The 12533-nt window shown below is 69.2% G+C and carries 14 protein-coding genes; 7 read left to right on the top strand and 7 right to left on the bottom strand.

From position 1 onward, the window contains the following. The first annotated feature begins 31 nt into the window (after window positions 1-31). The 5 genes from IAI59_RS09645 to IAI59_RS09625 are packed head-to-tail and all read left to right on the top strand — an operon-like array spanning window position 32 to window position 3631. A complete protein-coding gene (locus IAI59_RS09645; RefSeq protein WP_207416325.1) occupies window positions 32-778 on the top strand; it encodes an electron transfer flavoprotein subunit beta/FixA family protein in 747 nt (248 codons plus the stop codon). A 3-nt stretch (window positions 779-781) separates the two neighbouring features. Beyond that, on the top strand, window positions 782-1708 hold the full coding sequence (locus IAI59_RS09640) for an electron transfer flavoprotein subunit alpha/FixB family protein (RefSeq protein ID WP_207416324.1): 927 nt from the start codon (window positions 782-784) through the stop codon (window positions 1706-1708). 4 nt (window positions 1709-1712) lie between these two features. Beyond that, window positions 1713-2588 (top strand): 3-hydroxybutyryl-CoA dehydrogenase, encoded by an 876-nt coding sequence (locus IAI59_RS09635; protein ID WP_207416323.1) that lies wholly within the window; start codon window positions 1713-1715, stop codon window positions 2586-2588. 40 nt (window positions 2589-2628) lie between these two features. Further along, window positions 2629-3342, top strand: coding sequence for an ATP12 family chaperone protein (locus IAI59_RS09630; RefSeq protein WP_207416322.1), 714 nt, complete (start codon window positions 2629-2631; stop codon window positions 3340-3342). Window positions 3343-3355: 13 nt separating this feature from the next. Continuing rightward, window positions 3356-3631 (top strand): acylphosphatase, encoded by a 276-nt coding sequence (locus IAI59_RS09625; RefSeq protein WP_207416321.1) that lies wholly within the window; start codon window positions 3356-3358, stop codon window positions 3629-3631. A gap of 4 nt (window positions 3632-3635) precedes the next feature. Here IAI59_RS09625 and IAI59_RS09620 read toward each other — a convergent pair whose 3' ends face one another. Continuing rightward, complete coding sequence (locus tag IAI59_RS09620) at window positions 3636-4655, bottom strand: amino acid ABC transporter substrate-binding protein (protein ID WP_207416320.1); 1020 nt, start codon at window positions 4653-4655, stop codon at window positions 3636-3638. 62 nt (window positions 4656-4717) lie between these two features. After that, a complete protein-coding gene (locus IAI59_RS09615) occupies window positions 4718-5797 on the bottom strand; it encodes an amino acid ABC transporter substrate-binding protein (RefSeq protein WP_207416319.1) in 1080 nt (359 codons plus the stop codon). A gap of 229 nt (window positions 5798-6026) precedes the next feature. On the opposite strand from IAI59_RS09615, the gene IAI59_RS09610 reads away from it, so the two are divergent. After that, window positions 6027-7232, top strand: a complete 1206-nt coding sequence (locus tag IAI59_RS09610; RefSeq protein ID WP_207416318.1) for a multidrug effflux MFS transporter — start codon at window positions 6027-6029, stop codon at window positions 7230-7232. Here IAI59_RS09610 and IAI59_RS09605 read toward each other — a convergent pair. From IAI59_RS09605 to IAI59_RS09585, 5 genes are all read right to left on the bottom strand, one after another. Continuing rightward, window positions 7229-8764: a cryptochrome/photolyase family protein gene (locus IAI59_RS09605; RefSeq protein WP_237181101.1), complete on the bottom strand. Its 1536-nt coding sequence runs from the start codon at window positions 8762-8764 to the stop codon at window positions 7229-7231. The two genes, IAI59_RS09610 and IAI59_RS09605, sit on opposite strands and share 4 nt — an antisense overlap. Continuing rightward, window positions 8761-8976: a hypervirulence associated TUDOR domain-containing protein gene (locus tag IAI59_RS09600; protein ID WP_207416317.1), complete on the bottom strand. Its 216-nt coding sequence runs from the start codon at window positions 8974-8976 to the stop codon at window positions 8761-8763. Before IAI59_RS09600 ends, IAI59_RS09605 begins: the two co-directional genes overlap by 4 nt. A 61-nt stretch (window positions 8977-9037) precedes the next feature. Then, a complete protein-coding gene (locus tag IAI59_RS09595) occupies window positions 9038-10435 on the bottom strand; it encodes a UdgX family uracil-DNA binding protein (protein ID WP_207416316.1) in 1398 nt (465 codons plus the stop codon). Window positions 10436-10439: 4 nt separating this feature from the next. After that, on the bottom strand, window positions 10440-11651 hold the full coding sequence (locus IAI59_RS09590) for a putative DNA modification/repair radical SAM protein (protein ID WP_207416315.1): 1212 nt from the start codon (window positions 11649-11651) through the stop codon (window positions 10440-10442). Window positions 11652-11732: 81 nt separating this feature from the next. After that, complete coding sequence (locus IAI59_RS09585; protein WP_207416314.1) at window positions 11733-11891, bottom strand: hypothetical protein; 159 nt, start codon at window positions 11889-11891, stop codon at window positions 11733-11735. A 144-nt stretch (window positions 11892-12035) separates the two neighbouring features. Here IAI59_RS09585 and IAI59_RS09580 point away from each other — a divergent pair, with 144 nt between their 5' ends. Beyond that, window positions 12036-12242 carry a cold-shock protein gene (locus IAI59_RS09580; RefSeq protein ID WP_207416313.1) on the top strand — a complete coding sequence of 69 codons (207 nt, stop codon included), beginning with the start codon at window positions 12036-12038 and terminating at the stop codon, window positions 12240-12242. The last annotated feature ends 291 nt before the right edge of the window (window positions 12243-12533 follow it).

The raw sequence follows: 12533 nt of genomic DNA, 5'->3' as shown, positions 1-12533 counted from the left end.
TTCCATGGCATAGGAAGGACAAGCCCCACCCATGAAGCTTCTGGTCCCGGTCAAGCGGGTGGTCGACTACAACGTGAAGGTCCGCGTCAAGGCGGACGGCACGGGCGTGGAGACCGCCAACGTCAAGATGTCGATGAACCCCTTCGACGAGATCGCGGTCGAGGAAGCGGTGCGGCTCAAGGAAAAGGGCATCGCCACGGAGATCGTGGCCGTGTCCATCGGCCCGGCGCAGGCGCAGGAGCAGCTCCGCACCGCGCTGGCCATGGGTGCCGACCGCGGCATCCTGGTGGAAGCCGAGGGCACCGAGCCGCTGGCCGTCGCCAAGATCCTGAAGGCCATCGCGGAGCGTGAGCAGCCGCAGGTGGTGATCCTGGGCAAGCAGGCCATCGACGACGACATGAACGCCACCGGCCAGATGCTGGCGGCGCTGCTGGGCTGGGCCCAGGGCACCTTCGCCAGCAAGGTCGAGGTCGCGGACGGCAAAGCCACCGTGACGCGCGAGGTCGATGGCGGGCTCGAGACCGTGAGCCTGACGCTGCCGGCCATCGTCACCACCGACCTGCGGCTGAACGAGCCGCGCTATGCCAGCCTTCCCAACATCATGAAGGCCCGCAAGAAGCCGATCGAGACGCTGAAGCCCACCGAGCTCGGCGTCGACGTCACGCCGCGCCTGACGGTGCTGAAGGTGGAGGAGCCGCCGAAGCGCCAGGCTGGCCGCAAGGTCGCCTCGGTGGCCGAGCTGGTGGACAAGCTGCGCAACGAAGCGAAGGTGATCTGAGCCATGGCCGTCCTGATCCTCGCCGACCGCAGCGAAGACCACGTTTCCGTCCCCACCCGCTCCGCCGTCGCGGCCGCCACGCAGATCGACGCCGACGTGCATGTGCTGGTGCTGGGCGGCGACGCCGCCGCCCAGGCCGCGGCCAAGCTGCCCGGCGTGACCAAGGTGCTGGCCGCCTCCGGCCCCGCCTACGAGCACGGGCTGGCCGAGCCCGCCGCCGCCCTGCTGCTGGCACTGGCGCCGGGCTACACGCACCTGCTGTCCCCCGGCAGCGCCATGGGCAAGAACATCATGCCCCGCGTCGCCGCCCTGCTGGACGTGCAGATCGTCACCGACATCGCCGGCGTGGTGGATGCGGATACCTTCCGCCGCTTCATCTACGCGGGCAACGCCCTGGCCACCGTGAAGTCGGCCGACGCCAAGAAGGTGCTCACGGTGCGTGCCGCCTCCTTCGACCCGGTGCCGGCCGAGGGCGGCAGCGCCGCCGTGGAAGCGGCACCCGCCACGGATGCGCCGTCCATTTCCTCCTTCGTGGGCGCCGAGATCGCCAAGTCGGAGCGGCCGGAGCTGACCGCGGCGCGCGTGGTGATCTCCGGCGGCCGCGCCCTGGGCTCGGCCGAGAACTTCGCCATCCTGGACGGCATCGCGGACAAGCTGGGTGCCGCCGTGGGCGCCTCCCGCGCCGCCGTGGACGCGGGCTTCGCGCCCAACGACCACCAAGTGGGGCAGACCGGCAAGATCGTGGCGCCGGAGCTCTACATCGCCGTCGGCATCTCGGGCGCCATCCAGCACCTGGCCGGCATGAAGGACAGCAAGGTCATCGTCGCCATCAACAAGGACGAGGACGCGCCGATCTTCCAGGTGGCCGACTACGGCCTGGTGGGCGACCTGTTCAAGCTGATGCCCGAACTCGAGGCGGAGCTGGGCTGAGCGCATGACGATCAGCACGGTCGGCGTCATCGGCGCCGGGCAGATGGGCAACGGCATCGCCCATGTGGCGGCGCTGGCGGGGCTGGACGTGGTGCTGGTGGACGTGAAGCAGGAGGCGGTGGACAAGGCCATGTCCACCATCAGCCGCAACCTCGACCGGCAGGTGAGCAAGGGTGGCATCGACGCCGCCGCCAGGGATGCGGCGCTGGGCCGCATCCAGGGCGGCACGGAGATGTCCGAGCTGTCCGCCGCCGACATCGTCATCGAGGCGGCGACGGAACGCGAGGACCTCAAGCTTTCCATCTTCAAGCAGGTGGTGCCGCTGCTGAAGCCGGAGGCCATCCTCGCTTCCAACACCTCGTCGATCTCCATCACCCGGCTGGCCGCGGCGACCGACCGGCCGCACCGCTTCATCGGCATGCATTTCATGAACCCGGTGCCGGTGATGAAGCTGGTGGAGGTGATCCGCGGCATCGCCACCGACGACGCGACCTTCGCGGCGGTGCAGGCGCTGGCGGAGCGGATGGGCAAGACCACCGCCGTGGCGCAGGACTACCCTGCCTTCATCGTCAACCGCGTGCTGATCCCGATGATCAACGAGGCGGTCTACGCGCTGCAGGAAGGCGTGGGCGACGTGCGCTCCATCGACGCCGCCCTGAAGCTCGGCGCCGCGCACCCGATGGGGCCGCTGGAGCTGGGCGACTTCATCGGGCTGGACACCTGCCTGGCCATCATGCGCGTGCTGCACGAGGGCATGGGGGACAGCAAGTACCGCCCCTCGCCCCTGCTGGTGAAGCATGTCGAGGCCGGGTGGCTGGGCCGCAAGTCGGGGCGTGGCTTCTACGACTACAGCCAGGACCCGCCGAAGCCGACCCGCTGAAGGCTGGCGCGGCGCGGGCCGCCGCGCCATATCGCCGCCCATGAAACGCTTCTGGGACATCGCCACCGCCGCCCCGCACGAGGATGGCGGCTTCACCGTGCTGCTCGACGGCCGCCCCATGCGCCTGCCCGGCGGCGGGCCGATGCGCCTGCCGAGCCTGCTGCTGGCCGAGGCCGTGGCCGGCGAATGGCAACAGGCCGGCAGCGCCAAGGGCGGCGAGATGAGCATGGAGATGGTGCCGCTGACCCGCATGGCCGGCACCGCCATCGACCGCGTGGCGCCCGACCCGCAGCCCAGCGTCGACGCCATTGCCGCTTACGGCGAAACCGACCTGCTGTGCTACCGCGGCGACGACCGCCGCCTGGCCGCCATCCAGGACGCCGAATGGCAGCCGCTGCTGGATTGGGCGGCGGACAGCCTGAGCGCCCCGCTGCTGGTCACCACCGGCATCATCCACGTCGCGCAGCCGCCGGAGTCGCTGGCCGCGTTGAAGCGCGCCGTGGCCGCGCTGCCGCCGCTGGAGCTGACGGCGCTCGGCCTCGCCGTGCCGCTGCTGGGCAGCCTGGTGCTGGGGCTGGCGCTGCTGCACGGGCGGCTGGACGCGGGGGAGGCCACCCGCCTCGCCCTGGTGGACGAAAGCTGGCAGCAGGACCTGTGGGGCGAGGACGAGGAGGCGATGGCGCGCCGCCGCGCCGTGGGCCAGGATGTGGCGCTGGCGGAACGGCTGATGCGCTTGGCCGCCGTCGGGGCGTGAGCGGAGGCGGGCAATGGACGGCAAGCTGGTGCGCATCCGGGGCCGGGTGCAGGGCGTCGGCTTTCGCGACTGGATGCAGCGGGAAGCAACGCAGCTGGGCGTGCATGGCTGGGTGCGCAACCGCCGGGATGGCAGCGTCGAGGCACTGGTGAGCGGCGACCCGGCGGCCGTGGGCGCCCTGCTGGCCGCCTGCCGCGCCGGCCCGCCGCTGGCGCGGGTGGAATCCATCGTGGAGGACTTCGCCGAGCCGCCGGCGGAACCCGGCTTCCACCGGGCACCGACGGCCTAGCCGCTTAGCGCATGGGTGGCGCGTATTGCAGCCCGCCCTGGTTCCACAGGCGGTTGATGCCGCGCGGCAGGCCCATCGGCGTGATGTGGCGTTCCCACATCTCGCTGTAATTGCCGGTGGCGCGGATCACCTGCACCGCCCAATCCGGCTGCAGCCCCAGCATCTTGCCCAGGTCGCCGGTGCGGCCGGTGAAGCGCTGGACATCCGGGTTCGTGCTGTCGGCGAAGCCGGACACGTTGGTCTGGGTGATGCCCATCTCCTCCGCCGTCAGCAGCGCGAAATGCACCCAGCGCAGGATGTCGAACCACTTGGCGTCGCCCTTGCGGACGGCGGGGCCCAGCGGCTCCTTGGAGATCACCTCGGGCAGCAGCACGTAGTCGGCCGCCTTGTCCCCCTGCCCCATGCGGAAGGCCGCCAGGGTGGAGGTGTCGGAGGAATAGACGTCGCAGCGCCCGGCGGCGAAGGCGGTGCGGATCTCCTCCACGTTCTCAAACGTCACCGGGTTCAGCTTCATGCCGTTGGCACGGAAGTAATCCGTGACGTTCAGCTCGGTGGTCGAGCCCTGCTGCAGGCAGACGCTAGCGCCGTCCAGCTGCTTGGCCGAGCTGACCCCCAGTGCCTTGCGCACGATAAAGGCATTGCCGTCGAAGAAGTTCACCCCGGTGAACTCGAAGCCCAGCGCCGCCTCCCGCGACAGGGTCCAGGTGGTGGTGCGGATCAGCACGTCCACCTCGCCCGACTGCAGGGCGGGAAAGCGCTGCGGCGCGGTGGTGGGCACGAACTGCACCTTGCCGCCATCGCCGAACATCGCCGCCGCCACGGCGCGGCAATAATCGGCATCCAGCCCCTGGAACACGCCACGGCTGTCCGGCGAGGCGAAGCCGATGGTGTTGGGCGTGACGCCGCAGGCGACGCTGCCGCGCGCGCGGATGGTGGCGACGGTATCGGCCGCCGGCTGCGCCAGGGCGGTGCCCGCGGGGGCGAGCGCGAGCAGGCCCGCGATGGTCTTGAGGAATCCGCGCATGGCGGCAGGCTCTCCGCAAAAAGGCCGGCGGCCCGGGGTCGGGCCGCCACGGTCGGGACGGTTCAGCGCATCGGCGGCGCGTATTGCAGCCCGCCCTTGCTCCACAGGTTGTTGATGCCGCGCTGCACGCCCAGCGGCGTGATGTTGCGGTCCCACATCTCGGCATAGTTGCCGAGCTGGCGCACCACCTGCACCGCCCAGTCCGGCTGCAGCCCCAGCATCTTGCCCAGGTCGCCGCTCTTGCCGGTGAAACGCTGCACGTCCGGGTTGGTGCTGTCGGCGAAGGTGGCCACGTTCTGGCTGGTGATGCCCAGCTCCTCGGCCGTCAGCTGCGCGAAGTGGGTCCAGCGCACGATGTCGAAGAACTTCCAGTCGCCCTTGCGGATCATGGCCCCCAGCGGTTCCTTGGAGATCACCTCGGGCAGCAGCAGGTAGTTGCCGGCATTGGGGCCCTGCGAGGAGCGGAAGGCGGCGAGCGAGGAAACGTCCGTGGTATAGGCGTCGCAGCGGCCGGCGACGAAGGCGCGCTCCACCTCCTCCACGGTTTCGATCACCACGGGGGTGAAGGTCATGTTCTGGCTGCGGAAATAGTCGGTGACGTTCAGCTCGGTGGTGGTGCCGGGCAGCACGCAGATGCTGGCGCCGCCGAGGTCCTTGGCGGACTTCACGCCCAGCGTCGTCTTCACCATGAAGCCCTGGCCGTCGTACATGTTGACGGACGCGAATTCCAGGCCGAGCGAGGCCTCGCGCGCCAGGGTCCAGGTGGTGTTGCGCACCAGCATGTCGATCTCGCCCGACTGCAAGGCCGTAAAGCGGCTTTGCGGCGTGACGTTGACGAAGCGCACCTTGCTGGCGTCGCCGAAGATGGCGGTGGCAACGGAGCGGCAGGTGTCGGCATCCAGCCCGCGCATCTCGCCGCGGCTGTCGGGGGCGGAAAAGCCGGCCACCTGGCCGGCCACGCCGCACACCAGCTGGCCGCGCGTCCGGATGGCGGCGACGGTGTCGACCGCGCCCTGCGCGGCGGCGGGGCCGGCAGTGCTCAGCGACGTGGCAAGCGCCAGGCCGCCGAGCAGTGAAAGGCCGACGGCGCGGCAGGGGGCGGCCAGGACGGATCGGATCACGCGGCTCTCCGTATTCTGCATATCTGACCGGCACCAGACGCCGGCCTGAGGCAGTTTGAAGCGTTCGGCGCATCCCGCAAGCGGAGATCGTGTGATGAAACGCCCTGCCGCCACCCTTCCGCCCGTGTTGCGGGCATGCGGCGGCGCGGTTGCCTGCCGATCAGGCGCCCAGCCGGTGCCGCGCCCGATGGCGCCGCCGGGCGCCATCCAGTGTATCCTGCCGGCCGCCTGCCCCACTTCCGGACGTCCCATGCCGCCCTTGCCCCCCTCGCCGCCGCCGGACCGGGCCCTGCCCGGCTGGCTGCCGCTGCTGCTTGGCTTTCTGACCGCCATCGGCCCGCTGTCCACGGACATGTATCTGCCTTCCTTTCCCGCCATCGAGGCCGGATTCGGCGCCGCGGCCGGCTCGGCCGAGATCACCCTGGCTTCCTGGTTCCTCGGGCTCGCGGTGGGGCAGATGGCACAAGGCACGCTGGCGGACCGCTACGGCCGCCGCCGGCCGCTGATGGCGGGGCTCGCGGTGTTCATGGCCGGCACGGTCGGCTGCGCGCTGGCCAACGACATCACGACCCTGGCGCTGTTCCGCGCCGTGGCGGCCTTTGGCGGCTCGGCCAGCATGGTGTTGCCGCGCGCCGTGGTGCGCGACATCGCGGAAGGCCACGCCGCCGCCCGGCTGATGTCGCGCCTGGTGCTGGTGATGGGCGCCGCGCCCATCCTGGCACCCAGCCTGGGCGGGCTGATGCTGCAATTCGGCTCCTGGCGGCTGATCTTCTGGTTCGGCGCCGCCTATGCGCTGCTGTCCATGACGCTGGTATGGCGGCTGTTGCCGGAAACCCTGCCGCCGGAACGCCGGCTGCAGCTCGGCTTCACGGCGCAGCTGCTGCGCTTCGCGCAGATCCTGCGCGAACGCTCCTTTCTCAGCCACACGGCGCTGGGCTGCGCCAGCACCTTTCTGCTGTTCACCTATGTGGGCGGTTCGCCGGGGGTGTTCGTCGGCGTCTTCGGGCTGGACCCGGGGCGCTTCGCCATTCTGTTCGGCGCCATCGCGGCGGGGTTCATCCTGGCCTCGCAGTTCAACCCGCCGCTGCTGATGCGCTTTGGTGCGCGGCGGCTGGTGCGCTGGACGACGCTGGCCATGCTGGCCTCCACCCTGACGCTGGCCGTGGTGGCCTTTCGCGGGCCGGGGGCCCTGTGGCAGGTGCTGGTGCCGCTGGCCATCGCCAATTCGCTGTGCGCCATCATCATGCCGAACGCCACGGTGGGCGCCCTGGCCCGGCATTCGGCGCATGCCGGCTCGGCATCCGCGTTGCAGGGCACGCTGCAGTTCGGCGTGGCGGGGTGCAGCGGCGCGCTGCTGGGCTGGCTGGCCGACGGCAGCGCGCGGCCGATGGCGATGCTGATGCTGGGCGCCGCCATTGCCTGCGTGGTGGCCCAGGCGTTCCGGCCCAGAACCTAGAGAAAGCCTTCCGCCGTCAGCCGCGCGCGCAGGCCCCGGGCCTGCTCTTGGATGGCGGCCAGCTCGGCGCCTTCCTTGCGGTCCAAGTTGGCATACTGGTTCCGCATGCGCAGGTTGCCGGCGTAGCGCTTGCGGTGCCGGGCCAGGAAATCCCAGTACAAGGTGGTGAAGGGGCAGGCGTCCTCGCCCACCGACTGCTTCGGGTCAAAGCGGCAATGGCGGCAATGGTCGCTCATGCGGTTGATGTAGTTGCCGCTGGCGGCATAGGGCTTGGTGCCCACCACGCCGCCGTCCCCCTGCTGGCTCATGCCCAGGGTGTTGGGCAGCGACACCCAGTCGATCGCGTCCCAGAACATCGACATGTGCCAGCGGTGCACGTCGTAGGGCTTCACGCCCAGCAGCAGCGCGAACAGGCCCAGCACCATCAGCCGCTCGATGTGGTGGGCATAGGCGTGGTCGATGGTATGCCCGATGGCCTGGGCGAGGCAGCGCATCTCCGTCTCACCGGTCCAGTAGAAACGCGGCATGGGCAGCGTGGCATCCAGCGCGTTGCGCCCGGCATAGTCCGGCATCTCCCGCCAGTAGATGCCACGGACGAATTCGCGCCAGCCGATCACCTGCCGGACAAAGCCTTCCACGGCGTTCAGCGGTGCGTTGGCCGGGTTGTCCAGCACGGCCTCGACCACCTCGCGCGGGTTCAGCAGATGCAGGTTCAACGGGCCGGAGATGACGGAATGGAACAGGAAGGCCTGTCCCGTCCACATGGCGTCCTGGTGACGGCCGAACAGCGGCAGGCGATGCTCCACGAAATCCCGCAGCGCCGCCAGCGCGTGGCGGCGGGTGACGGGCAGGTCGAAGTCATTCAGCTTACCGGGACTGCCGGGGAATTCGCGCTCCACCATGTCCAGCACCGCAAGGGTGATGTCGTCCGGCCGGAAGCGGCGGGTGGGCGGCACCGGTGGAGGACCCCCGCGGCCGAAGCCCTCGCGGTTGTCGGCATCGAAGTTCCAGGCGCCACCGGCGGGGCTGCCATCGCGCTCCACCAGAATGTCCATGCGGCGGCGCATGGCGCGGTAGAAGGTTTCCATCACCATGCGCGGGTGCTGGCGGGAGAACTCGGTGAACTCCGCCGTGGAACACAGGAAGTGCCGGTCCTCGCGGAATTCCGGGGCAGGCTTCAGCGAGCGGAGCGCGTCACCCACGCGCCAGTCGCCCGGCTCCAGCACCACCAGCCCGCCGGGCTTCAGGGCGCGGATGTGGCGGGAAATCTCCGGCCCAAAGGCACCGGCGTTTTCCGGGTCGTCCAGCTCGGAATAATGCACCGTCCAGCCGCGCCGGCGCAGCGCCTCGGCGAAGTGGCGCATGGCGGAGAAAAAGAACGCGATCCGCCGCTTGTTCTGCGGGATGTAGCTGGCTTCCTCCCGCACCTCCATCATCAGGACGGCGTCGCGCGCGGGGTCGAAGCCATCAAAGGCGGCCGAATCCTCGTCCAGCTGGTCGCCCAGCACCAGGACGAGGTGGCGGAGGCTCACTTGGCCTTCTTCAGCTCGCCTGGCTTGTGCGCCGCCTCGGCGCCCGTCTTGTCGCTTTTCACCAGGTATTCCGGGTTGTCCTTGGACGCCGCCACCTTGTGCGACTTGATCTTGGTGGGGCTGGTCAGCTTCTTGACCACCTCGCCCTTCACCTCGCCCTGAGCGCTGTCCCAGGCCACGTGGTCGCCCTTCTTCAACTCAGCCTTCGCCATCGTTCCGTTTCCGTGTTGCCGAAGCAGATGACGCCGCAGCCCTGCCTCGGGTTGCCGGCGGTCACGCCGCCAGATCGCGAATCCGCCTGAGATCCTCAACGAACTCCGCATAGGCCCGCGCCTTGGCCGCCGGGTCCGGCAGCCGCAGGAGGTAGGACGGGTGCGGCATGATGTAGCCGCGCTGGCCGCCCTCGAACTTCGCCGGACCACGGTGCTTCATCACCTGCACCACCTCGCCCACCAGCGCCGTGGCGGCGCTGCCGCCCATGGCGACCACGAAGCCCGGCTGCACGAAGCCCAGTTCCTTTTTCAGCCACCAGCGATAGTGCTTGATCTCGCCGGTGGTCGGCGACTGATGCAGCCGCCGCTTGCCCTGCTGCACGAACTTGAAGTGCTTCACCGCATTGGTCAGGTAAGCTTGGCTTCGCTCGATGCCGGCCTCGCCCAACGCCTGGTCCAGCAACTGGCCAGCGGGGCCGACGAAGCAGCGGCCTTGCAGGTCCTCCTGATCGCCCGGCTGCTCGCCCACGAAGGCAAGCCGCGGGCTCATCGGCCCTTCCCCCAGCACGGCGCGGGTGGCGCCGGGCACCAGCGGCTCGCTGGCGGCGATGATGCGGTTCAGCTCGTCCAGCGTCGCCGGATCCTGCGCCGCCATGGCGGCGACGGCGCGCAACGGGTCGCGGTGGCGCGGCGCCTCCGCCTGCTTGGCGAGCATGTCCCGGGCGCGGGCGGGTGCCTGCTGGATGAGGCCGGGGATCAGCACGGCTTCCGGCAGGTTGTGCCAGTATTTCTTGGCCATTTCCGCCCGCATCATGGTCGGGTTCACGCGGGACGGGTTGAAGGTGCTTTCGTAGTAGCCGAGCCAGCCGGCCTCGAAGGCATCTGTGTCCGGCACGTCCTCCCGCCGGCCGGGCGGTCCGACGACCAGCGCCTCGCGGTCCCAGTGCAACGAGCCCTTGGGCGTGTGGATGGACCAGCGCAGCGCGCGGAAGCGGTCCACAAAGAACTGCGCCGTGGCTTCCACGATGAAATGGTCGGGCTCGAACCACGCGGCGTAGCGTTCCTCGCCGCCGTCCAGAACCTGCCGGAAGCGCAGAAAGGCGTGCATCTTGTGCAGGTCGCGGCGGATGGATTTCCGCATGCGTTCCAGCCGGTGCACCAGCGGGTCGCTGTGCACCTCCAGCAGCTGCCGTTCGCCCTTCAGCACGCGCCACACCAGGGCGTAGAGCAGCGCGAAGCGCTCCGGGTCGCTGTGGCAGGCCACCAGCTCGATCAGCTCGGACACCGGGCGCGGCAAGGCCACCGGCGGTGCCTCGGCCGGCAGCGCGTCCGCGAACAGGCCGGGCGCGGCTTCCGTGGCGAAGCTCGCACGCTCGGGCGGCACGCCGGCGGCCACCAGCCCGCGCACGGCGCGGCGGAAGCCATCCAGGTCCGCGCCCGGGGCCAGCACCGCCCGCATCGGGCTAGAACAGGCTCATCTGCACCGCCGGCGGCACCAGACGCGCCCGCAGGTCGGCGCGGTCGGTCAGCCCGGCGGGGCTGTGGCCGTCGGCGATGATGAAGGGGCGCGCGCGCTTCAACGCGGGCGTCAAACGCGCGAGGTCCTCCAGGTCCAGCACCGTGTGGCGGCGGGCGGCGATCATCTTGTCCACCGCGCGCTTGCCGAAGCCCGGCACGCGCAGCAGCATTTCCCGCTCCGCGCTGTTGACGTTGACCGGGAACAGGTGGCGGTTCTTCAGGGCCCAGGCCAGCTTGGGGTCGATCTCCAGGTCCAGCATGCCGCCCTCGCCACCCTGGGCGATCTCGCCGACCGTGAAGCCGTAGTGCCGCAGCAGCCAGTCCGCCTGGTACAGCCGGTTTTCCCGCTGCAAGGGCGGCGGCTTCAGCGGCAGGATGATGGAGGGCTCCGGGATCGGGCTGAAGGCGGAGTAGTAGACGCGCTTCAGGTCGTAGCGGCGGTACATGGTGTCGCTGGCGGTCAGCACGCCCTCGTCCGTCGTGGCATCGGCGCCGACGATCATCTGCGTGCTTTGCCCGGCGGGCGAAAAGCGGCGGCGCTCGGCCTTGGCCTCGATGATGCGCTCCTTCATCTGGCCCATGGAGGCGTGGATGGACTTCACGTCCTTTTCCGGCGCCAGCTTCTGCAGGCTTTCCTGCGAAGGTAGTTCCAGGTTCACCGACAGCCGGTCCGCCCACAGCCCGGCCTGCTCCACCAGCCAGGGGCTGGCCTCGGGAATGGCCTTGAGGTGAATGTAACCGGCGAAGCCATGGTCCTGCCGCAGCGACTTCGCCACGCGCATCATCTGTTCCATGGTGTGGTCGGGCGACTTGATCACGCCGGACGACAGGAACAGGCCCTCGATGTAGTTGCGCTTGTAGAAGTTGACCGTCAGCGCCACCACCTCCTCCACCGTGAAGCGGGCGCGCTGCACGTTCGAGGACCGCCGGTTGATGCAATAAACGCAGTCGAACAGGCAGTAGTTGGTCAGCAGGATCTTGAGCAGGGAGATGCACCGGCCATCCGGCGTATAGGCGTGGCAGATGCCGCTGCCGGTGGTCGAGCCCAGCCCGTCCTTGCCCGCCGCCCGCTTGGGCGCGCCGGAGGAGGAGCAGGAGGTATCGTATTTCGCCGCGTCCGCCAGAATGCGGAGCTTCTTGACCAATGCCGGGTCCACGCTGCGTCCCTTAACACTTCGTTCACTATATGTTCGTTGATGGGAAAAGAACAAGGAAAAGCGGGGCGGCCGAAGGTGGTTTCACCCCGTGCCGATACGCAGGCCATAGCGATTTTGGGCCAATAAACGCATGATTTCATCACGTCCGCCTGTGCGAACATAAATCACGCTGATGTCTTGAGCAGTGCCTTTTCGCCGTTCGCGATAATAATGGTTGTATTTCACGGCGCGGGCGCCCATCTCTGTCCAGTCAGTCTCGTTTGGTTCGGCATGCTCTCCTCGCTCTTCATTGAGCCCCGAGCCTCGTTGTCCGTCTCACATCGAAGTTGACCCGGTCTGCCATGTTGGCGGCTCGGGACTTTTGTCATGAACGGATAGCTTCAAATGGCCATCGGCATCGTTAAGTGGTTCAACGCGACCAAGGGCTTCGGCTTCATCCAGCCGGAAGACGGCTCCAAGGACGTGTTCCTGCACATCTCCGACCTGCAGCGCGCCGGCCTCGACGCGCCGCGCGAGGGCGACAAGCTCTCCTACGAGCTGCAGCACGGCCAGCAGGGCAAGACCTCGGCCGGCAACATCAAGGCCGCCTGAGCTTGGCCGGGGGTGGCGTCCGCGCCATCCCCACCCTGCTCCGTGGCCCGGGCCAAGCGCCAAGGCCCGGCCTCCCGCGGGAGGCAGATCGACGCGGCCATGGCCGTGTCCGGCGCATCATCATGACGCCATTCAAGTCGCCAACAGGCCGCCCATTGCATCGACGTGGCCTGTGGAAAGGAAAACGTGCACTCCGCTTCCCCCCATGCTTACATTCAGGCCCCGCCGGGCCATACCCCCGGCACGCCGACCATCCGCCAGCCCGAGCCTTCGGGCCTCAGCCTGGATGAA

The organism is Roseomonas haemaphysalidis, assembly GCF_017355405.1.
GTDB lineage: Bacteria > Pseudomonadota > Alphaproteobacteria > Acetobacterales > Acetobacteraceae > Pseudoroseomonas > Pseudoroseomonas haemaphysalidis.
This window is presented reverse-complemented; position numbering and strand designations above follow the sequence as displayed.

Bases quoted from the DNA above. Each gene is read 5' to 3' on its own strand.
- IAI59_RS09645 (WP_207416325.1), top strand. From the start codon at position 32: ATGAAGCTTCTGGTCCCGGTCAAGCGGGTGGTCGACTACAACGTGAAG.
- IAI59_RS09640 (WP_207416324.1), top strand. From the start codon at position 782: ATGGCCGTCCTGATCCTCGCCGACCGCAGCGAAGACCACGTTTCCGTC.
- IAI59_RS09635 (WP_207416323.1), top strand. From the start codon at position 1,713: ATGACGATCAGCACGGTCGGCGTCATCGGCGCCGGGCAGATGGGCAAC.
- IAI59_RS09630 (WP_207416322.1), top strand. From the start codon at position 2,629: ATGAAACGCTTCTGGGACATCGCCACCGCCGCCCCGCACGAGGATGGC.
- IAI59_RS09625 (WP_207416321.1), top strand. From the start codon at position 3,356: ATGGACGGCAAGCTGGTGCGCATCCGGGGCCGGGTGCAGGGCGTCGGC.
- IAI59_RS09620 (WP_207416320.1), bottom strand. From the start codon at position 4,655: ATGCGCGGATTCCTCAAGACCATCGCGGGCCTGCTCGCGCTCGCCCCC.
- IAI59_RS09615 (WP_207416319.1), bottom strand. From the start codon at position 5,797: ATGCAGAATACGGAGAGCCGCGTGATCCGATCCGTCCTGGCCGCCCCC.
- IAI59_RS09610 (WP_207416318.1), top strand. From the start codon at position 6,027: ATGCCGCCCTTGCCCCCCTCGCCGCCGCCGGACCGGGCCCTGCCCGGC.
- IAI59_RS09600 (WP_207416317.1), bottom strand. From the start codon at position 8,976: ATGGCGAAGGCTGAGTTGAAGAAGGGCGACCACGTGGCCTGGGACAGC.
- IAI59_RS09595 (WP_207416316.1), bottom strand. From the start codon at position 10,435: ATGCGGGCGGTGCTGGCCCCGGGCGCGGACCTGGATGGCTTCCGCCGC.
- IAI59_RS09585 (WP_207416314.1), bottom strand. From the start codon at position 11,891: ATGGGCGCCCGCGCCGTGAAATACAACCATTATTATCGCGAACGGCGA.
- IAI59_RS09580 (WP_207416313.1), top strand. From the start codon at position 12,036: ATGGCCATCGGCATCGTTAAGTGGTTCAACGCGACCAAGGGCTTCGGC.